This is a genomic window from Phyllobacterium sp. YR531 (assembly GCF_000282595.1).
In the GTDB taxonomy this organism is placed as follows: domain Bacteria; phylum Pseudomonadota; class Alphaproteobacteria; order Rhizobiales; family Rhizobiaceae; genus Phyllobacterium.
On the sequence record NZ_AKIZ01000001.1, the window covers coordinates 117,917 to 137,650 of the forward strand.

General features: G+C 57.5%; 17 protein-coding genes. 12 read left to right on the forward strand and 5 right to left on the reverse strand.

Annotation, left to right across the window (positions count from 1 at the left end; genetic code table 11):
* The first annotated feature begins 24 nt into the window (after positions 1-24).
* Genes sbnB through PMI41_RS00625 form a run of 8 tightly spaced genes read left to right on the forward strand, consistent with a single transcriptional unit; the run spans position 25 to position 9,941 of the window.
* The gene (gene sbnB / locus PMI41_RS00590; protein ID WP_008120649.1) at positions 25-1,068 is read left to right on the forward strand and encodes a 2,3-diaminopropionate biosynthesis protein SbnB; all 1,044 of its coding nucleotides are present in this window, start codon (positions 25-27) and stop codon (positions 1,066-1,068) included.
* Positions 1,068-2,831 (forward strand): IucA/IucC family protein, encoded by a 1,764-nt coding sequence (locus tag PMI41_RS00595; protein WP_008120651.1) that lies wholly within the window; start codon positions 1,068-1,070, stop codon positions 2,829-2,831. Before sbnB ends, PMI41_RS00595 begins: the two co-directional genes overlap by 1 nt.
* 60 nt (positions 2,832-2,891) lie before the next feature.
* On the forward strand, positions 2,892-4,007 hold the full coding sequence (locus PMI41_RS00600; RefSeq protein WP_157179263.1) for a hypothetical protein: 1,116 nt from the start codon (positions 2,892-2,894) through the stop codon (positions 4,005-4,007).
* A complete protein-coding gene (locus PMI41_RS00605; RefSeq protein ID WP_008120654.1) occupies positions 3,994-5,712 on the forward strand; it encodes an IucA/IucC family protein in 1,719 nt (572 codons plus the stop codon). The genes PMI41_RS00600 and PMI41_RS00605 overlap by 14 nt, the downstream gene beginning before the upstream one ends.
* Complete coding sequence (locus PMI41_RS00610) at positions 5,709-7,511, forward strand: IucA/IucC family protein (protein ID WP_052025802.1); 1,803 nt, start codon at positions 5,709-5,711, stop codon at positions 7,509-7,511. Before PMI41_RS00605 ends, PMI41_RS00610 begins: the two co-directional genes overlap by 4 nt.
* Positions 7,508-8,314, forward strand: a complete 807-nt coding sequence (locus PMI41_RS00615; RefSeq protein ID WP_008120658.1) for an aldolase/citrate lyase family protein — start codon at positions 7,508-7,510, stop codon at positions 8,312-8,314. Before PMI41_RS00610 ends, PMI41_RS00615 begins: the two co-directional genes overlap by 4 nt.
* Entirely contained in the window at positions 8,311-9,534 is a 1,224-nt protein-coding gene (locus tag PMI41_RS00620) for a type III PLP-dependent enzyme (RefSeq protein WP_008120659.1), read from the forward strand. The genes PMI41_RS00615 and PMI41_RS00620 overlap by 4 nt, the downstream gene beginning before the upstream one ends.
* Positions 9,531-9,941: a ParB N-terminal domain-containing protein gene (locus PMI41_RS00625; RefSeq protein WP_008120672.1), complete on the forward strand. Its 411-nt coding sequence runs from the start codon at positions 9,531-9,533 to the stop codon at positions 9,939-9,941. Before PMI41_RS00620 ends, PMI41_RS00625 begins: the two co-directional genes overlap by 4 nt.
* Here PMI41_RS00625 and PMI41_RS00630 read toward each other — a convergent pair.
* From PMI41_RS00630 to PMI41_RS00650, 5 genes are read right to left on the reverse strand one after another with little or no spacing between them, the layout of a single operon-like run.
* Positions 9,913-11,937 carry an iron ABC transporter permease gene (locus PMI41_RS00630; RefSeq protein WP_008120674.1) on the reverse strand — a complete coding sequence of 675 codons (2,025 nt, stop codon included), beginning with the start codon at positions 11,935-11,937 and terminating at the stop codon, positions 9,913-9,915. The genes PMI41_RS00625 and PMI41_RS00630 overlap by 29 nt on opposite strands.
* Positions 11,934-12,851 (reverse strand): iron-siderophore ABC transporter substrate-binding protein, encoded by a 918-nt coding sequence (locus PMI41_RS00635; RefSeq protein ID WP_008120676.1) that lies wholly within the window; start codon positions 12,849-12,851, stop codon positions 11,934-11,936. The genes PMI41_RS00630 and PMI41_RS00635 overlap by 4 nt, the downstream gene beginning before the upstream one ends.
* The gene (locus PMI41_RS00640) at positions 12,848-13,705 is read right to left on the reverse strand and encodes an ABC transporter ATP-binding protein (protein WP_008120678.1); all 858 of its coding nucleotides are present in this window, start codon (positions 13,703-13,705) and stop codon (positions 12,848-12,850) included. The genes PMI41_RS00635 and PMI41_RS00640 overlap by 4 nt, the downstream gene beginning before the upstream one ends.
* Positions 13,699-15,846 (reverse strand): TonB-dependent receptor, encoded by a 2,148-nt coding sequence (locus tag PMI41_RS00645; protein ID WP_008120680.1) that lies wholly within the window; start codon positions 15,844-15,846, stop codon positions 13,699-13,701. Before PMI41_RS00645 ends, PMI41_RS00640 begins: the two co-directional genes overlap by 7 nt.
* Positions 15,847-15,876: 30 nt before the next feature.
* Entirely contained in the window at positions 15,877-16,500 is a 624-nt protein-coding gene (locus PMI41_RS00650; RefSeq protein ID WP_008120681.1) for a nitroreductase family protein, read from the reverse strand.
* A gap of 601 nt (positions 16,501-17,101) precedes the next feature.
* Here PMI41_RS00650 and PMI41_RS24500 point away from each other — a divergent pair.
* From PMI41_RS24500 to PMI41_RS00670, 4 genes are all read left to right on the forward strand, one after another.
* Complete coding sequence (locus tag PMI41_RS24500) at positions 17,102-17,284, forward strand: hypothetical protein (RefSeq protein WP_008120689.1); 183 nt, start codon at positions 17,102-17,104, stop codon at positions 17,282-17,284.
* Positions 17,285-17,317: 33 nt separating this feature from the next.
* Complete coding sequence (locus tag PMI41_RS00660) at positions 17,318-18,469, forward strand: DUF3991 and toprim domain-containing protein (protein WP_008120692.1); 1,152 nt, start codon at positions 17,318-17,320, stop codon at positions 18,467-18,469.
* Between the two features lie 142 nt (positions 18,470-18,611).
* The gene (locus tag PMI41_RS00665) at positions 18,612-19,214 is read left to right on the forward strand and encodes a DUF1419 domain-containing protein (protein WP_008120693.1); all 603 of its coding nucleotides are present in this window, start codon (positions 18,612-18,614) and stop codon (positions 19,212-19,214) included.
* Positions 19,215-19,229: 15 nt separating this feature from the next.
* Complete coding sequence (locus PMI41_RS00670) at positions 19,230-19,631, forward strand: DUF3085 domain-containing protein (RefSeq protein WP_008120696.1); 402 nt, start codon at positions 19,230-19,232, stop codon at positions 19,629-19,631.
* Positions 19,632-19,734 lie beyond the last annotated feature (103 nt).

Genomic DNA, 19,734 nt, shown 5'->3' on the forward strand with positions numbered 1-19,734 from the left:
TATATAACCTGGAGGAAACACAAGATGAATATGATTGAAACCGCCCGGCAACGGGTGAATGCCCCCGCACGCCTGCGCTTCCTGTCGCGTCAAGACATTGTTGCCCTTGGCGGTGATCGTTCACAAATCTATATGGACGCGGTCGAAGAGGGTTTCCGGCTCCATGCCCGGGGTGACTATGCCCAACCTCTCAAGCCATATCTCCGCAATCCGAATTCCGGCCACATTGCTGATCGCATCATTGCCATGCCTGCGTGGATCGGCGGTGATGATCCCATCTCGGGTTTGAAATGGATCGGCTCCAAGCATGATAATCCGTCACTGCGATTCATCGATCGGGCAAGTGCTGTCATCGTGTTGAACGACAACGAGACCAATTTTCCCATCGCACTGCTGGAAGCGGCGCGTATAAGTTCGCTTCGTACTGCCGCAGTGACGGGGGTGGCAGCGCGGCATCTGGCACGTCCAAATTTCACCGACGTTGCCGTGATCGGTTGCGGCCCCATCGGGCGAACGCAAGTTCAGATGTTTTGCGAGCAGTTTCCCTCTGTCGAACGGATTCACATCTTCGACCGGCAACCCGCGGCGATGACAGCAGTGACCGACTGGTTAGGTGATACATTCCCTTCTGTTCAGCCGGTTGTTCATGATAATGCCCGCGCCGCTATCGGCGCGGCAGATGTGGTCGTCACCGCAACTGTCACGGATCAGCCCTACCTCAAGTTTGATTGGCTGCGGCCCGGAACCTTTCTTTCCAACATATCCATTATGGACATCGAGAAGGAGGTCTTTCTCAAGGTCAACAAGGTCGTGGTCGACGACTGGGATCAGTGCAATCGCGAGAAGAAAATCATCAACCAACTGGTTGAGGAAGGATCGTTCTCCCGCGAGAAATTGCATGCGGAGATCGGGGAGATCGTGACCGGCATCAAAGCGGGCAGGGAGAACAATCAAGAAATCATCATGCTTAATCCCATGGGAATGGCGATCGACGACATCGTATGTGCTCGAGCCATCCTGCGGCGGGCTGAAGAAGCCAATGCAGGCATATTGGTGGATTTGTTCTGATGAATTATGTAGCCAGTATCCACCCGGGCAAAGAGGATCGCGACAGGGTTCTCGACGACCTCCTCGATCTACTATGGACGGAGGACATTGCAGGTCTGCAGACGCGCACTCTCTGCGCAGGGCAAGACGATCGTGCCACGATAACTCTCGGGAAAACAGAGGTAGTCATCTACCTAGAGGCCGATCGATGGCGTGGAGGTTCTCGTCCAGTCCGGATTGAGTATGCCGGGACCGGAAAGGGCCTCGATCCTTCTGAGTTGCTCTGGGTCGTACTCAATACTCTGCCTGAACTCGATCTGCAGGTTTTAGACAGGACCATGCGGCAGCTCAACGAAAGCGCACGGAACGAAGAACTTGTACGAGCTTTGGGCGCGCTCCTTGCAAATACTGCGAGACAGGAAGGAGCATTGGAGAATGCGCTCCTTTGGGAGCGCATGGCGGCATGGCAGGATCGACCCTTCCATCCCTTGTCCCATTCGCGCGGAACCTGGGAAACCGCTGAAATTGAACAATATGGCGCAGAATTCGGCCGGTTTTTTCCATTGCGCTGGTGTGCGGTAGAGCGCACGTCCATCTTGGCGTCACCACATGCGAAGAAAGGTGGTCCCGCTGCAAAGATCCTGAACGATGTTCAGTCCGACGTGCTTCAGCAAGAGGTGAAGCGGCGCGGAATCGGCGCAACACACCAGGCCATCCCGCTGCATCCCTGGCAGGCAGACCATGTCCTTGTTCGGGAGTACTCCGAGGAACTCGCAGGCGGGCAGATTATTATGCTCGATTTCAGGGGCCCCTTGGTTGCAGCGACGTCGTCGCTTAGAACTGTTGTGGTTCCATCCAATCCTGCACGCCACATCAAGCTTCCACTGGATGTGGAGACCTTGGGCGTCCGCCGTCTGCTGAGCGCGCAATCTCTGCACAACGGTTTGAAAGGGGCAGATCTGCTGTCTGCAGCGCTTGCAAGACGACCGGATCTCAGCCGGGTTGCCCGTCTCGCCGACGAGACCCAATTCTGGACTTTCTCCGAGCCGTCGGGAGATATTCTTGCACCTAGGACGGCATTTCTTGGCTGCGTGATCCGCGATTTGCCTCTCAATGATGGGGCAAACGTCATGCCTCTCGCGGCCCTGGCGGTAGCGCCTGCCGACGGAATACCTTCTGCTATGGCGGCTGCGCTGAAGGCCAACCCTGGGTCGACGATCGAAGATTTTCTGACCACGCTCTTTGATCTTCTTGCTGGGTTCGCTGTTGAGGCGTTCGCCTGCGGCTTCATCCCGGAAATGCATGGACAGAATGTGCTCGTTGAAATTTCTGGCGGGCTACCGACAGGTATAATCCTGCGCGATCACGATACCGTGCGGTGCGTGCCAGCAGTTCTCACGGACAATGGGCTCAAAACACCGGAATACATCATAAAGGATCCACGCCGCGCGACGATGTTGCTGTCGCAGCCCGAGGATCTCTTCGCCTATGGCCAGACCCTGCTCTTTGATGTCGCGCTGCGCGCTATATGCGTTGAACTGGATCGGGCCGGAGCAATTGGCCTGTCCACCTCACGTCGCCTCTTACGATCGTCCGTTGAACACCATGTCGGGCAAATTGACATGCCATCCAAGCTACGCGCCCGGTTGAAATCCGCTTTACTCGAGCAGCCAGAATGGCCGTTCAAGCAAATCCTGACACCACTGCTGCAGACGGCAGAACTTGGCTTGGGGATGCCAAGCCGCCTCGGTCTGGCGGGTAACCCGCTTCGCTATTCCGAGTAAGCCAAGATGGTAACCAGGCTCAAACAAGCACCCTGGTGGCTGCTGCTGTCGGTACAATTCATGACAGTCGCGACGCCCCTTGCCATGTTGCCTTTCCTTTCGCTCCATGTGCAGCGCCTGTCCGGCGTGGGCGGAAAGGATGTTGCAATCTGGACTGCATTAATCGCGGCTGCACCAGCGATCGGTGCGGTCTTGTCAACGCCAATCTGGGCCCGCTCCGCAGCCACCTATCCGCTCGGGCGCCTTCTGAGTTTGTCATGCTTGGTGAACGCGGTCAGCGCTGTTCTACAGGCGCATGCAAGTTCGGTCGAAATATTCGCGCTCGGCAGGAGCTTACAAGGGCTAACGGGAATCGGTATCCTCCTCCTGCTAGGCGTGGACAATAGCCCAACAAGCGCCGGAAAAGGCTACTTCGGTCTACAGCAGGCGCTGGCAGCAGGCTGCATCACAGGGCCTCTGCTTGGCGGCCTTGCTTTTGACCATGACGCATTCCCTGCGCTTCTTACCGGATGTGCGTTGAGTCTGGCCGTCTTGAGCGTTTTCTGCGGATTTATCGTCCGCGCCGCAAATCCTGTCACGGCCAAGGGCCAGAATACGGGTTTCTTCATACAACTCCCGTCGAGCGGAACGCGCATACTTATTCTGTCAGCCATGTTGGCAACAGCAGGTGCATTTGGATTTATGCCGTTTTTTGCAAGCTGGGCAATGGAGCGGGGCGGAGCAGTCTTCACGGCAAGCCTTGTCGGTTTCATTCATGCCGGAAGCTGGGCGGCGGCAATCGTAGTTCTGCCGCTATGGGGAAAAGGGATAGATTCGGGGCGTGAGATTGCCGCCGTGAAACTCTCCGTAGCGGGATCCGTTGCCGCCCTCCTGTTGCTGCTGACAGGGTCTACCGTGGTCTGGATTTCACTATGGCGGATGGCCCACGGTGCGCTCAATTCGGGTCTTTCCCCATCATTGTTCGCGCGGTTGGGACGGTCGAAACATCGCATCGTTGATCTTGCAGCAGGACGCATGGCCGTCACACTCGGCCAGATAATCGGACCAGCCATCTGTGGGCTTGCCGTATCTGCGGCAGGCAATGACGGAGCGCTGTTTGCGGCCGCACTTCTCACCCTTCTCGGCGCAACCCTTCTTTATCTGCAACCGGAGGCTCAATTTCATGATGGCGAATAACGTGACGATCAGGCTTGCGATGCGTCTTGAGCTGGATCGATTTCTCAACACATGGCTGCGTGAATTTCAGCCTGCGGTTTCTCATTCACTTCGTCCAGATCGTGACATCGAGATACCGGTCGGCGATCTGACGATCGTCGCGAAGTGCAGTCGATATTCCCCCAGTGGCTTTCATCGCTTCGATGAGCGCCTTGTTGTGCGAGATCGCGATGGTTCCGGCCCAGTAAAGGATGTCTCCGCTCTGGCCACTCTTCTCCTTACAAGACAAGCAGATATCTCGAGCGAACAGATCGCCGATGTTCTGCACAGGCTTCGCCAGTCCTCAGCGGCGAGCGCCGAACATGCAATATTTCAAGCAGCTGGAAAGCCGGGCATCTCCGCTATTGAGCTGGAACAATCCCTATGGTTCGGGCATCCGTTCCACCCTCTGGCGAAAAGCGTCGGCGGGTTTGGCGAAGACGATACCAGCGATTATGCACCAGAACGCGCTGCGCGTTTCCAGCTGCGTTGGCTTCTCGTGCATCGCCGCCATGTCGCCGAGTATCAGCGAAATCGCCAACGTCTGGCCGAGTTGGATCTCCTCCTTCTGGCGGCCTCAGGTCTCTCACAGCGTGATTTGGGGGATTACATTCTCTTTCCATGCCATCCGTGGCAGGCGAGATTTCTGGAAGCGGATCCGGATATCGCAAGCCACATACGAACGGGAGAGATGAGACTCATTGGAACACACGGGGACGTTGCCGTACCGACGTCATCGGTTCGCACGGTCTGGTTTCCGGAGCGCAAACTGTTCGTCAAACTTCCGATCGAGGCGACGATTACAAATTTCCCCCGTGTCAACACGAACGAGCAGATCGCACGCAGCATAGCAGGCGCGCATGCGGTTGCGATCGCGCGGACGGCCATAGTGAATGCCGGTCTGACAGTACTCGATGAGCCAGCGGGGCGAATCGTGCGAATCCAGAAGGACGATGGCGTCAGTCGATATCATCCTGAGACCGGATATCTGCTCAGGGATGCAGATTTTGGGGCAGGGTCCCTGCCGCAGGTTGTTGCGGGACTGCTTGAAACAAACCCACTCTCGGGCAAAGCGAACCTTGCAGCCGTTTGTGGGTACCGTCTTAAAGAACAGGACGGTGAGGAGCGCTGGCTGGAAGCCTACATCCGTGTTGCACTCCTGCCTTTGCTCCGTCTCTTCAGCACGACCGGCATAGCTCTCGAGGCGCACGCCCAAAATAGTCTTGTTCGGTTCGTCGATGGTTGGCCGCAACGCCTTTATGTTCGAGATCTTGAAGGCATCGCTGTTGATCGCGACGTCTTTGAACGATGCTTCAACGTTGAAGCAGCGGTTTTGGATCAGGCTTTGTTCTATGACCGGGAGACCGCCTGGAAGCGCCTTCTCTACTACGTCGTGGTCAATCATTTTTCGCATGTCGTTGCGACCGTTGCGGATGTCTCCGGCAGCGATGAAGCAGATCTCTGGATAAAGGCGAGAAGTGGGTTGGAGCGTTTTTCGGAGGTTGCGGCTGTGCAGGACCTTCTCGCAGCAAACACGCTGCCGGCAAAGGCAAACTTGCGAAGCTGCCTTGGCGGACATGCCGATATGCCGAGCTATGTCCAGATCCCCAATCCGTTTCATGCCGCGAGAATGCCGGCGGGACTGCACGCCGAGTCTATAGAGTATACTGAGGCAAGGATGATATGATGACTAACGAGTTGGAGTCACAACTTACAGTAGCAAGTCAGGATAAAGGGACAACCCCCGCGGTAGTTGCCGCAGGTCGCCGCGTGGTGTCGCAGACGCTCGGTGCGTTTCTCACCGAACGGCTGTTGCGTGAAGGTGCAGTTTTTGCCCACCCCTCGGCCGGGCGATGGGGGGAGGTTTCAATCCAGGCCGCCGATCGATCGGTCATCTACCACGCATGCGTCAAAAGAACCGTTGCATATGATCGCTGGCTTGTGGACGAAGGGAGTGTCTGGAGGCTGCACGGACTGGACAGTTCCCGCTGTGATGATCCGTTATGCTTGCTGGACGATTTACTTCCTCTCATCGTCGGTGACAGCATCACTCATGACCGGTTCAGAGAAGAAATCCGCCAGACTTTCCTCAATCACACCGAGGCGCTGGCTGACGGCGGCGCGCGCGGTTGCTCACTTGCCAACCTGGGCTATGACGCTGCGGAGGCCTTCTTAACGGATGGTCATCGCTATCATCCAAGCTTCAAATCCCGGATAGGCTTCACGCCAAAAGACAACAAAAATTATGGGCCGGAGTTCGCCAGCGTCATCAAACCGATCTGGCTTGCAGTTCACAGGGATCTGGCGAGAAGCTCGTCGATAGAGGTTCCGAATGAGCAGGACCGCTCATTGCTGTTACGGGCCGAGACGCCTCCGTTGAAGAATGACTATCACATTCTTCCTGTTCACCCATGGCAGTGGGAAAGGGAAGTAGAGTCTGCGGTCCAGCGCGAACGTGAAGCCGGAAGGATCATTCTTCTGCGCGAATCCAGCCACTGCTATCTCGCACAGCAATCCATACGGACTCTTGCCGACCAGACTTCTTCAGGTGCGCCGTCGCTCAAGCTTTCTCTCTCCATCAGGAATACCTCGACGGCTCGGACACTCGCCCCTCACACGGTACTTAATGCTCCGATCGTCAGTGCCTGGCTTCACAACATCGCGGTCAAAGATAGCTATCTGAGCGAATCGGGCACGATCTTTCTGCTCGAACGCATGGGCACGACGGTTGCCCTGCCTTCCGAGCACGATCCCGACGGGCGCTTTCAGGGCAGTATGGGCGCGATCTGGCGTGATCCATTGCATCGCTACCTTTGGCCGGCTGATGAGCAGGCGTCTCCATTCTCGATGCTGACACATCTCGACGCGGGCGGGTACCCTTCTATCAGGAATTGGCTCGACACTTTTGGGGTGGAAAGCTGGACGCGTGCGCTGTTGACTGTTTCCGCAATACCAGTCGTGCACCTGTTGACTGCTTATGGAATTGCTCTCGAAAGTCACCAACAGAATATGGTGCTCATCCACCGGAATGGTTGGCCACTGCGGGTCGCTTTGAAAGATTTTCACGATGGGGTGCGCTTCGTCCCGAAGTTACTCCGGACGCCTGCGCCACGCCTGGTCGCAACGCCTGCCGACCACGCCCGGGTCAACCCGAACTCCTACGTGGAGGCACGTGACCCGGAAGATGTTCGTGATTTTATGTTCGACGCTCTCTTCGGAGTCAATTTGGCCGAACTGGCTTTCTTTCTGGAGAAGCATTTTGCATTTGACGAGCGAGCCTTCTGGAGTCTGGTCGCCGAAATTATAGAGACCCACCACAAAAGCTACGACATTGGGAGAAAGGGAGTAGCCGAGTTCGGATTGCTCAGCCCCGATGTCGTTGTGGAGGATCTTGCACGACGTCGACTGGAAAATGGCCCCGTGCCCGGCCGCCGTGCTCCAAATCCGCTGGTCCACGCATCTGCATCCCGGGGCCAGCAGCCATGAACGCCCGCACGAGACTAAATGGTTTGCTCAAACAGCGGAAACCCGCCGGGGGATTATTTCTATCGATCCCCGCCCCAACCATTATCGACATTGCCGCCGTCGCGGGGTTTGACTTCGTTCTGATCGACCTGGAGCACACCCTTATTGATGGCCAGGATCTCGAATTTCTGCTGGCCGCCGCTGACAGGTGCGGCATCAGTGCCTTGGTGCGCGTCCCGAGTTCGAGTTCGGACCGCATCCTTCAAGTGCTGGATGCCGGGGCTGCGGGGATCGTCGTTCCGCGGTGTTCAAGTGTAGAGGATGCCAGGCAGGCTGTAGCGCGGGCGCGCTATGCCCCTTTGGGCTTGCGTGGATTAAATGCCGGCCGCCTTGGCAGGTTTGGTGACTGCGATCTGGTGGAGCTTGTAGCGACCTTGAACAGCGAGACATTGGTCATCGCAATGGTCGAGGATCAGGCTGGACTGGAGGTGGTTCATGAAATTACTGAGGTTGAGGGTATCGACGGTATCCTTCTGGGAGCTGCCGACTATTCGCAATCCATTGGCCTGCCGTGGCAGACGACTGCCCTTCCTGTCATCGATGCTGAAGGATCGGTGGCAGCGGCAGCAAGGTCTGCGGAGAAATATCTCTTCGCCATTCCGCGCCGCAATGAAGACATTGAGCGCCAGCTCGATCAGGGAGCGTTGGGAATTATCGCTGCCAATGATCGCGGAATACTGCGGCAGGCACTGACGCAGGCGAATGGAAACTGGCGCAATATTCAGGCTCTGCAATCAAAACCTTCTCCGGAGGATTCGAAGTGACCATATTCAGCCCATCGCTTTCCCATATTGAGTCGCTGGTCAAGCCAGGCATTCCCGTTTGTGCCTATATCCACGATCTCGACGCTCTTGCATCCCATGCCATCGAACTCGTTTCACATCTCCCGCCGCGAAGCGAGTTTTTCTATGCGATCAAAGCCAACAGTGATCCGGCGGTTCTTAGCGCCCTTGCGCCCATTGTCGCCGGTTTCGAAGTGGCGTCGGCCGGCGAAATCCGAAAGGTACGGCAAGCCGTCGGACCAAACGCCCGCATTATCATGGGCGGTCCGGCACGGACTGAAACGGATTTCCTGGCTGCCATCGACCATGGTGTCGAACGCGTCCACATCGAGAGTCTTCATTTGCTGCATATGGCTGATATTGTCGCCAAGCGTACCGGCAAGAGACTGCCGGTCTTGCTACGAATCAATATGGCAGGACCGGTTCCCGGCGCCACGATAACCATGGGGGGGCAGCCCACCCAGTTTGGCATTGATGAGGCGCATGTCGATGAAGCGCTCAAGCTCGTCAAAGAATGCGACTATCTGCGCTTTGATGGTTTCCACCTCCACACTATTTCCAACAATCTCGATGCAGAAGCTCATTCTGTGTTCTGCGAGGCCGCGCTTCGCCGCGCGCAGGACTGGGCCGCGCGAAACGGCCTTGTGCCGAAAGTCGTCAATCTTGGCGGGGGCTGGGGCGTCGATTATTCCGATCTCAATAGACGTTTCGACGTGCGGCTTTTCTGCGAAAGGCTCGCCGGCAGCATTCAGGCGGAAGGCCCGCTTCTTCAGTTCGAATGCGGGCGGATCGTGGTCGCGTATTGTGCCGTCTATGCCACTGAAATCATCGATCTCAAGACAACTCATGGCGAGACTTTTGCGCTGCTTCGGGGAGGCTCACATCACTTCAGACTTCCTTCTGCATGGCAGCACCGCCATCCGCACAAAATCTTGGCAAGGACAAACTGGCCCTGGCCCTGGCAACGGCCGCGCATCGGCGCGCAGCTCGTTACCGTCACCGGAGAACTATGCACGCCGAAGGATGTCCTTCTGCGAAAGGAGCAGGTTCAGGGTCTGGCGGTTGGCGATATCATCTGCTTCCTTGCTGCGGGTGCCTATGGCTGGGATATCTCCCACCACGACTTTTTGAGCAATGCTCATCCTGAACGTATCTTTTTGAACGAACATGCTTCCAACGCGACAGAAAGGCTTTCGGCATGATTTCTTGCGAATTGCGGCTCGTACCGCCCTCGTCCTTGGTTCCCCATGAAGAAATCATTCCTGATCGCGTAAACGAGCTGACTGATCTTCTGATCCGGTGGCAAAGTTGGACAAGTCCAATTTGCATCGAACGGCACAGCCGCTGCATCATGGATGGACATCACCGCCACGCTGCGGCGCTGCGGTTAGGCCTGACACGCGTGCCAGTCGCCGAGTTTGACTATGAGGAGGTGCTGCTCGGGAGCTGGAGGCCTGGACAGTTGTTCAAGCCTGAGGAAATCATTGACTGTGCCCGGCGCGGTGCACTACTCCCCCATAAATCGACACGCCACGTCTTTCCTCCCGTGCGCGTGGCACCGGTTCCGCTTCATCAGCTTGTCATGCCCGGCGCAGAATTAACAATATGAAAGGTGCCCCAATGATCGCGGTCATCAACCCGACCGGGATTTCGATGGGCGCAAAAAGAGTTCGGCCGAGGCCATCAGCAATCACCATCAAAGCGGCGCCGATGATCATGCTGGCGGCAAGAAGATCGCGCTGTCGCCCGGGATTGAGAAGTCTCGCGGCATGTGGCGCCATCAAGCCCACGAAGGATACAGGACCGAAGACGGCAGCGACCAGGCTTGCACACAATGCGCCGATCAACAGATGCGCCCATTCTATCATGCGGACATTGAGGCCGAGGCTCGATGCCTTCGATCGACCAAAGCCCAACATATCTGTAACGGAAAGCAGGAGATATGCAGCTGGGATAATACCAAAGAGGGCACCAGTAAGAATAATCAGATCGGTCGCGTTTACGCCGTAGGTTGATCCGGCCAGCCATGTCGCAGCCTGACTGGCCTGAAATCCACCGCCGATCACCAACGTCGTTGCGGCCGAGGCAGCGAACGCCGCCAGGCCAAGACCGATCAGCGCCATAGCAGATGGCGCAAGATTCGACCGCAGCCCAAGATTCGCAACGAGGAGGGCAGCTCCGAGTCCGCCGGCGATTGCTGCCGCTTGCACGCCCAGGAAGCCATACTCCGGAAAAAGAAGAAGCGCGACAACGGCGAACAGGCCAGATGTCTGGGTCACTCCGACGAGTTCGGGACTGGCCAGAGGATTGCGGATCACGCCCTGGAGGAGGAGGCCTGATAAAGCCAGAAGTGCGCCGCCCAACGCCGATCCAGTGACCCGCAGAGCACGCAATTCCAGGATGTTGTGGAGATCTGCGGCGGCGGATCCGGTCAGAAATGCCCCAACACTCCCAAAGTCAATAAAATCATTGCCGCTCATGATCCCTGCTAGACAGGCAGTGGCGAGCAGAACGAAAAGAAAAATGACCCGAGAAGCTTTCGGTAACGCGTGGTGCATCCGGTACCTGTCTGCGAATTCCGTGACGGCACGGCTTTCCCCCGCATGACGCCAGGCAAGCAGGACGAGGACCGGGGCACCCACAAGCGCGACCGGCACGCCAACCGGCAATTCAACGGTGCTTGCCGATAGGCGCAGCACCAAAAGATCGGCGCCAACCGTCAATGCGATGCCGGCAATGATGGCAGAAGGAAGAAGCACAATATGGCGCGACACCCCCGCCATTCGCAGCAGATTGGGCGCCACCAGGCCGACAAAGACCACCGGTCCGGCGAGGGTGACGGCCAATGCGGACAGCCAAACGCCGAGAACAAGCGCTGCGCCCCGCACCAGGAACAGGTTTTGACCCAGCATCCGCGCTGTATCGTCACCAAGTGCCAGAATGTCGAGCTGCCTTGCAAGAATAAGCATCAATAGAATCGCCGGAAGGAACCCGATAAGAGCACCGATCGACGCGCGCCAATCGGCCTGGACCAGACTACCGCCACCCCAAAGGTGGAGGCTCGCCCCGGTTGACTCGTCAAGCAGTGCCAGCGCTGCAGCCGCCGCCCCCGCCATCAACGAAACCGCCATGCCCGACAAAGCGATCCTGACCGGACCGGCGCCGCTTCCCCTTGAAACCATCCAGGTGATGCATCCCGCCGTCAATCCGCCCATGGTCGCAGCCATGGTGTGGGGCACAATGAGGGCAAAGGCTGGCACCACGGTGACGAGGGCAACGAATAGTTGTGCGCCCGCTGTCACCCCCAGGATTCCCGGCGACGCCAGAGGATTGCGCGTCGCGGCCTGAAAGAGAGTGCCCGCGGCGGCAAGGCAGGCACCCGTCACGATTGCTGCCAATGTTCTCGGCAGGCGAAGATAATGAAGCAGCGCTCCGGCAGGGTCATCCACAGGTGCGGCCAAAATGCTGCCAATAATCGTGGAAAAGGGAGCACCGATGCCGAAAGCCGCGTGCCAGTATACAAGGCACAGCGTGCCAAATGCACTAATGGCGACAATCAACACGCGGCCAACGAGCCAAGTCTCTCCCCGCAAGGAAACCGTCATGATGGCAAGAGGGTTTCAGCAACCTTCCCAGCGAAGGCTTGGGCGGCCGGTACACCACCAAAAGGCCAGACGACATCGGTCAGAGCATGGAATTTGTGCGAACGCACGAATGGCAGGCTTTGCCATAGCGGATTTTTGGCAAGTCTGGTGTAGCTGTTGTCTGATCCAACTGCGACGCCAAGGAACGTAACGTCGCCAAGGACAAGCAGGCGCTCCGGACCGACCGTTGTGAACCCGAAGCCCTCGGATCGACCAGTCCAGGCATTGACGAGACCGAGCCGGTCGAGAAGCTGGACCGGCAATGAGTTTGAGGAGAAAAGCCGCACATTGTTCACTCCGGAAGGGAACTGGGCAAAAACGATGCGCCGTGCTGACACCTGTCCGGATGCCAGTTTCTTTGATTGTTTTGCTAGAAAGTCATCGAGACCAACGGTAGCAGTTCTCGCCGCATCGGCGCGACCAATCTTTTCCCCCAATTCACGGAGTTCATCAAGCATCAGAGCCAATTGATCGACATTGTCGCTGCCAGTTTGAGTGTATTTATAGAGAACTGTGTCCGCAATGCCGGAGAGCTGGGGCAGAATGCGCTCGTGACGGAAATTGACGCCCAAAATGAGGTCTGGCCTGGCCGCAATGATCGCCTCCATAGAGGGTTCCTGTCTGCGGCCCAAGTCCACCGTTCCCGATGCCTCCAGTTCTTTCCGGTCGACCGAAGACTGCCTCGCATATTCGCCCAGATCGGCAATGCCGACAGGTGTCACTCCGAGCGAGCGGGCGTGATCAGCATAACGCCATTCCAGCGCTACAATGCGTGGAGACGGTACAGCTGCCTGGGAGATCCGCGACATCAATGTATAGGCACAGGTCGCGGCGCAGAGGCTGCCAAGAAATTTGCGGCGGTCGAGGTGGTTCATAGCTGAGCCTGACCGCGGTTGACCTTGGGACGCCGTGACGGCAGGAGAACCGGTCCACCGTCGTCGGGGTGGGTCATCCGCAATACGTCGACACCAAAAACGTCTTGAATGAGGTCCGGTGTCAGTACGCTTGCCGGTGATCCGTTTGCAACGCAACGCCCTTTGGAGAGAACGATAACGTCGTCACTATAGAGTGCGGCCTCATTCAGATCATGGAGAACCCAGCAAACCGTCACGCCACGCTCGTCATGCAATCTGCGAACGAGTTCAAGAATTTGAATCTGATAACGCAGATCCAGATACGTCGTTGGTTCATCGAGCATCAGGATTTGCGTCTCCTGCGCGAGAGCCATTGCGATCAAGGCTCTCTGACGTTCACCGCCCGAAAGAGCGCCCACGGGACGGCCGGACAGGTCCGCAAGATCCGTAGCGTCCATTGCCTCTTCGATGATCTCCCGGTCTCGCGCGGTCTCAGTCCGCCAGGTGGACCGGTGAGGATGTCGCCCGCACCCTACGAGCTCCCGCACGGAAAGCGCTGGCGGCGTCTGCATATCTTGCGGCAGAAACGCCAGCCGACGCGCGAATTCACGGCGCTTGAAAGTAACAATATCCTGCCCGGAGAGTAACACCCGACCCGTGGCCGGTTTCTCCAGCCGGACCAGAAGTCTCATGAGAGAACTTTTCCCAGAGCCATTGGGACCCACCAGCGCAGTAATCCGGCCTTCTCGAACACGGCAGGAAATTGCATCCAGAATCCTTCGGCCTCCAGCAACGAAGGACAGGTTCTCCCCAATCATCGCTGCTTCATGATTAACCTCGGTCGTCTGCCTGTTCAGGCCTGAAACAGTTACCATTCGGCCTCGTAAGCAACCTTAAAGGTCGTTCCTGGTGATTTGATGTGGCTTGTATTATTGGAATTTCTCAACAGTTGAGCATAGACATTGTAATAGTCAGCATTGAAAATATTATCGACCCCGACACTGAGTTTGCCCCGGTCCAGCTTGAAATCGCTGGAAAGATTGAACACTGCAAAATCGTCGACCTCTCTACCGCCGAACGCTACCCCGTCCTCGAATGCATCGTCGCGGGAACCGCTATAGATTCCCTCCAGGCGCAATGTCCACCATTCCTTGGGAATGTACTCGACAAAACCCGTCACCTTAACCGGGGGAATACGGAACCCGTCCAGCGCGATTTTCTGACCCGTCGCGGCTGTTCGGTCTCCGGTCGTATAGGTGAAAGTTCCTCCGGCGGACCATTGCTCATTGAAGCGGTAACTGGCGGCCAGCTCAACACCCTTGATCTCTTCAGGGTCACGATCCTGAACAAGAATAAAGTCTTCGGTCCGCAGGGCGCCAAGTTCGGACTTGCTCAGGAAGACAGCCGCACTCCCCGTGAAATCGCCTGCCGACGCACGAATGCCAACTTCATAATTGTCGTAACTCAGTGGCTGGATATCGCTGCCGCTGAGATTGAACCCGCGCGGGGCCTGACGGAGCTGGATACCTATGTCCGACAAGTCATAAGACTGGGAAAAATCAGCAAAGAGACTCACCCCATCGACAAACTCGTAGTTCATGCCAATGTTGTAGAGCGCGCTGGAAAAGTCCAGTTTGCCTCCCTCGATAGGATCTCCGATGATCGTCGTGAACGGGTCTGCGGAAAGCTGGGCCCATTGCTGCCGAACACCGCCGCGAATGGTAATGCGGTCTGTCGGCTTTACTTCAAGCTGGGCAAATACCGAGTATTGGTCGAGGTCGAAGGGTGGCGTCCAGATAGTCGTACCAGTTCGCGTGAAATTCGTTCCATTGCTGTTGTCGAAGTCCGTTCCATCGAAAATATCCGCGGGGCCGACCGAGCTCTCCAACTGAGCATCCATTCCCCACATGAGACTGACGGGGATCTCCTCACTAAGCGGAATCGGAGTATTGAAGACGACGCTTCCGCCATAGATGTCGCTCTCGAAATACGATTGGATAATGGCAGCACGGTTACGGATGTTGCGGGCGTCGGCAGGGTAAAATCTTGACTCCGCACGACGCGCAAAGACTTGAGCGTCCAAAGTCCCGCCGAGAATGTCTTCGTGCCTGTAGTCAAGCGTGCCCTGGATGTTGAGCAATTCGCCCTGCTTATCGAGCGACAACCCGTCAATTGCACGGGCGGGCACCGTACCGGGCGGCGAGCCCGTGACACTGACATCGGCCGCATAGTCACTGTCTTGCTTGATTTTCTTGAAGATTATCGAAGCACCGATACTCTGATCATCAAAATGGTGACGCACACGACCAAACAGACTACCGGACAACGTATCGAAAAGATCGCCTTGGCTCGGTTCCGGAGCGATGCGATTGCCACTGGCATCGAAGAGACCCCGATTGATATCGCCGGAAGCGGAGAAGGCATAGTCCGTATCCCCGAAGCGTCCTTGAGCGGACTGTGAGATTCGGGCGCTCGTTCCGTTGCGTCCAAAGTTGGTCAGGCTGTTGCCGGCCTCGATGCGAGTTTTAAAACGAGGTTCTCCGCCACCTTGCAGTGTTGTGATATAGATGATGCCCCCAGTCGCTCCATTGCCGTAGAGCGCAGAGCCACCATGGACCACTTCAATTTTCTCGATGGCGGCAATGTCGACGTTGAATAGGTCACGTGATGTATCGCGGTTGAGCTTTTGAGGCACGCCATCGATAACGACAAGCGCGCTTCGACCACGAAGTCCTTGGCCGAAAGTAGTGAATGCGCCAGTTGAAAGAGCAAGACCGGGAACGGCTTTGCCAAGCAAATCGGGTAAGTTGCGGGAGGTGCTTTGGAGTTTTTCTATTTCTTCACGATCCAGGGTTGTTACATTCCGTGTCAAACTTTCCGGACGCGACCCCAGACGATTGGCCTCAATGGTAATCGGGTCCAGTACAATAGTCTCCCCACTCTCCTGGGCGAACGCGGATTGATTCAATGCCAGGACCGAAACGGAGATCACCAGCCAAAAATTCTTTTGTCGCAAGGATAGGTCCCCTCTTCTTGCAATGGAAATCTAGGAGCGCCACGCGCTCAAAAGCTCACGCACGTCGGGTCTTGCCCGTTCGGCGGGGCGCTTGACGGGTGTGCCCAGCGGAAATAATCCGATTACTTTTTCGTCTGGGGCGAGGCTCAGGATCTGGGCAGGTGCCTCAGAATAACATGGCCAACCGGTGAGCCATATTGAGCCATATCCAGTGGAATGGGCCGCATGCAGAAAATTCATTGCAACCGCGCCGGCACAAAGAAGCTGATCAAGTTCCGGAAAGTTTGCAGCCCGATTGGGGCGCCATATCAAAAACACGATCACCGGTGGTCCAATCAACCAGGTGCGTAGCCGGGAAGCCATTGCTGACCTTGCGGCTTCGTCATTCTCTTCGGCCTCATGCGCCTGAAGTAATTCACTCAAGAGATCATCAGCCTGATGATCTCTAACGAGAATAAAGCGCCAGGGAACGAGCACTCCGTGATCCGGCACCCGGGATGCAATGGTCAAAATATCCATCAGGTCCCGATCGGTTGGGGCGGGCGTTCGTAACAGGGCCGGAGGCACTGATCGGCGGCTCATCAACCCCAGTACAGATTGATCCACCGGATTAATTCTAACGTGGGTTGCTGGTTCATTAGTCGTGTGAGCCATGGATCCTGTGCCTTGAGTGCGCCGCATAAATGCCACATTAATTTTGCGTGTCAATAAATATGAGTAAAAATGTATAGATTAGTGGCTGTAACAATTAAGTGACTGTGATGCGGCTCATTGCGGGAGGCGAACATTATCGATTGTCAGTTCGGCGGCGCAGACCTTCGTAATGCGGACCTGGGCGGGGTAAAGCTGAGTGATGCCAATCGCTTCAAGGGCGCCATTATTTCCTACAAACGGGCAGCCGACTTGCTCGCTCAACTCGGATTGATAGTGACTTAGGTTGCTCTAACTGATTCGCGAGTCACGCTCTCCGAAGCAATAGACGGCATGATGACGTGCGAATGATGCTGAACATAAATCGGCGTGTCTTCCAGTGAAGAACGTGCGGCTAACAGCAGCCCGCCCGAAGCAATCCAATTCCGCTCTTCTGTGATGGCTTTCCTGGCCCAACTCCGGATCTTCCACGATCAACCCACAAGGGGTCCGCTAGCAAGCTGCGGCCGCTTGCGGCTTCGCCTTCGCGGTGATCGCGCCCGGAGCCGGATACGGACGGAGCCATCGAGCGGGAATTGGCCTGCTCCGAAGATGGAGCCTTCAAATGTCGCAAGATCTTTCCCTCGCCCAAAACCACGCCTTCCAGCTCGCCTGCACTCTCATGGTCCCGGTCACGCTGTTTGCAGTTGACGGTCATTTCGGCGTGTTGCCGAGCGACGAGCTCGACGACGCCGACGTCGATGTCATCCACGAGTTCGATCCCCACGAAATCAGACCGGCTCGTTGAGCCGGGCTGTGGCCCTGTGGGGGAGGCTGCCACTTGCAAGCAGGCGGCGGCAAGGGAGGCTTCGCCGCGCTGGCTGGTGCTGTGGCACTGAATGATTCCTCAGTTGCCAGCTGCGCCCTTGCCCTCTTTGCTCTTCGCGGCTGCCCTTTGGGATGCCGCAGGTATGCGGACGGAAAACTCGAATGGAAAGGACCGGCGGAAAAGCCGGAAAGAGGAAAAATGGACAAGAACGAAATTGAAGAGTTGCGCGGCCGCGTGCAATGCGCGGCGGTGTTGGAACAGGCCGGATTTGCCGTCGACCTCAAGGAGAGTACGAGGCGGGCGGTTAAATATCGCCGTGGTGGCGAAATCATCATCATGATTCATGATGGCCAAGGCTGGTTCGACCCGCTCTCCCAGGCGAAAGGTGACGTATTCTCGCTGGTCGAGCATCTGGATGGTGTCGGGTTCGCGCAGGCGAAGATGCTGGTCACGCGGTTATTGAGCTACAAGCCGTGTGAGCCGGTGTGGAAGAGGCATGCCCGGGAGCGCGAGCCGGATATGGGCGTTGCCGAACGCTGGAGCGCTCGCCGCAAGCCGTGGCCGGATTCGATGACATGGCTCTATCTGCGTGATGAGCGCAATCTTCCGGAACGCGTAATCCGCGCTGCCATCCGCCATGATCTGCTGCGGGAGGGTCCCCGCGGTAGCATGTGGGCCGGTCACAGGAACGGGGAGGGGGTCGTGACCGGCTGGGAGGAACGCGGTCCAGAATGGCGCGGCTTCTCGACCGGCGGCGCGAAGTTGCTGTTCCGGTTCGGCCCCTGCGATGCGCTCCGCCTTTGCATTACCGAGGCCGCGATCGATGCCATGAGCCTTGCCGCGCTGGAGAGCACGCGACGCGATAGCCTCTATGTCAGCACCGGCGGAGGATGGGCTCCCGCCACCGATGCGGCCATCCGGCTGCTGGCGGCGCGGGAAGGACTGTTGCTGGTGGCCGCCACGGACAACAACACCCAGGGTGATACCTATGCAGATCGCCTCAAAGCGCTCGCCGGCGAGGCTAGCTGCGGCTTCGAACGTCTCCGGCCGCAGGAGGACGACTGGAACGCCGAGCTCAAGGCAAGGGTGAAGAACCAGGGAAAGAAGGAAAAGAGGGAAGAAGAAGCCTGGCTGCCGCATGCCCGCCAGCCGGGTCAAGGGTGAAGCTGCGCCCGGCTGCGCCGGCCCTTGACCCGGCTGTGCGGAGAGGCGGCCGGAGAGGAGGGGTCAGGAAGGGCTGAAGAGGATGGCGACATCGAGAGGATGAGCCGCGCTCCGGCCCGATGGCGTGACAAGGAGCACACCCATGACCCTCTCTTCAATCCGCAAGGTCTATCAGGGCATCGCCGAGCGCCGGCAGATGTTCCGCATGTTCGACCGCCATACCCAGCGTCCCAACCGTTTCGAGGCCGCAGCAGGCGGTCTCTATCGGGGTGAATGGTTCGAGATTTCAGAGGCCGAGCACGATTGCATGTTCGAGATCTTGCCCCCGCTCTGGACGCGTAGCGAGATGTTTGCCATGCGAGAGTTTCTCACTGGCAGCATCACCAGCATCTTCTTCACGCTGAAGATTGACGTCCGCATGCGGTATTTCCACGGCTATTGCGACCTGTCCGACAAGGGCTCGCCTGGGCGGATGCGCGATGCGATCGTGGAACGCGAAACCCGTCCGGTTCGGACGATGACCCGCGAGGAGCGTCTCGAGCACATCTGGTCGAGCACCCATGACGAATATCGCGGCTATGCCGGCGAGCGCTGGCCGGAACGCGACCGCGGCAAGCGCACAGTGATGTTTTATGCCGGCCTCCAGGGCACCACGCTGAAGCTGCTGGACGCCCTCACGGATGCGGAGATCGCGGCGAAGCTGCCCATACATCTGCGCTATCTCCCCGAAGCAATCGCGGCGTGAGGGAGGCGTAAGATGATGTTAACCTTCACCATCACCACCGTCCGCGAGGTCATCGCTCGCGGGATTGTCGATGCGAAAGCAAATGGCGGGTTCCGCGATCCTTACTTCGGACTATCCGCCGCCGATAACCGGAAGCCCGGTCTCTGGATCGTCGGAGACCACGGCGTCTACCTCTGCTCCAACGGTGAGCTCGCCAAGGGAGCGACGCCGCTCGTCGCCTATGCGGAGGAATGCGACCCCCACAGGAACGACGACTGGTTCGAGGTCAAACGTTGGACCTTTGGCGGCGACGACGGCGTGGATTTCCTCGACGCCGAAGGGCTTGAAGCCCTGATTGCAGCCAGTCCCGGCTGCACGCATCTGCGCATCGCGTTCCTGCAGGACACGGTGCAGCTCTGCGTGATCGAGCGACGCTAGCGATCCGTCGGCGAATGCCGACCGTCTTCCGTCCAACGTCCCAATCCCCAACATTCCGCGCATGTCCGGCCTGCCGGAGCCTTCCAGCGGGACGGCGACGTGC

What these genes read in the sequence shown, in the direction of transcription:
- PMI41_RS24500 (WP_008120689.1), top strand. Translation starts at nt 17,102, where the DNA reads ATGTCGCAAGATCTTTCCCTCGCCCAAAACCACGCCTTCCAGCTCGCC.
- PMI41_RS00640 (WP_008120678.1), bottom strand. Translation starts at nt 13,705, where the DNA reads ATGGTAACTGTTTCAGGCCTGAACAGGCAGACGACCGAGGTTAATCAT.
- sbnB (WP_008120649.1), top strand. Translation starts at nt 25, where the DNA reads ATGAATATGATTGAAACCGCCCGGCAACGGGTGAATGCCCCCGCACGC.
- PMI41_RS00595 (WP_008120651.1), top strand. Translation starts at nt 1,068, where the DNA reads ATGAATTATGTAGCCAGTATCCACCCGGGCAAAGAGGATCGCGACAGG.
- PMI41_RS00600 (WP_157179263.1), top strand. Translation starts at nt 2,892, where the DNA reads ATGACAGTCGCGACGCCCCTTGCCATGTTGCCTTTCCTTTCGCTCCAT.
- PMI41_RS00650 (WP_008120681.1), bottom strand. Translation starts at nt 16,500, where the DNA reads ATGGCTCACACGACTAATGAACCAGCAACCCACGTTAGAATTAATCCG.
- PMI41_RS00670 (WP_008120696.1), top strand. Translation starts at nt 19,230, where the DNA reads ATGTTAACCTTCACCATCACCACCGTCCGCGAGGTCATCGCTCGCGGG.
- PMI41_RS00630 (WP_008120674.1), bottom strand. Translation starts at nt 11,937, where the DNA reads ATGACGGTTTCCTTGCGGGGAGAGACTTGGCTCGTTGGCCGCGTGTTG.
- PMI41_RS00615 (WP_008120658.1), top strand. Translation starts at nt 7,508, where the DNA reads ATGAACGCCCGCACGAGACTAAATGGTTTGCTCAAACAGCGGAAACCC.
- PMI41_RS00610 (WP_052025802.1), top strand. Translation starts at nt 5,709, where the DNA reads ATGATGACTAACGAGTTGGAGTCACAACTTACAGTAGCAAGTCAGGAT.
- PMI41_RS00625 (WP_008120672.1), top strand. Translation starts at nt 9,531, where the DNA reads ATGATTTCTTGCGAATTGCGGCTCGTACCGCCCTCGTCCTTGGTTCCC.
- PMI41_RS00605 (WP_008120654.1), top strand. Translation starts at nt 3,994, where the DNA reads ATGATGGCGAATAACGTGACGATCAGGCTTGCGATGCGTCTTGAGCTG.
- PMI41_RS00635 (WP_008120676.1), bottom strand. Translation starts at nt 12,851, where the DNA reads ATGAACCACCTCGACCGCCGCAAATTTCTTGGCAGCCTCTGCGCCGCG.
- PMI41_RS00665 (WP_008120693.1), top strand. Translation starts at nt 18,612, where the DNA reads ATGACCCTCTCTTCAATCCGCAAGGTCTATCAGGGCATCGCCGAGCGC.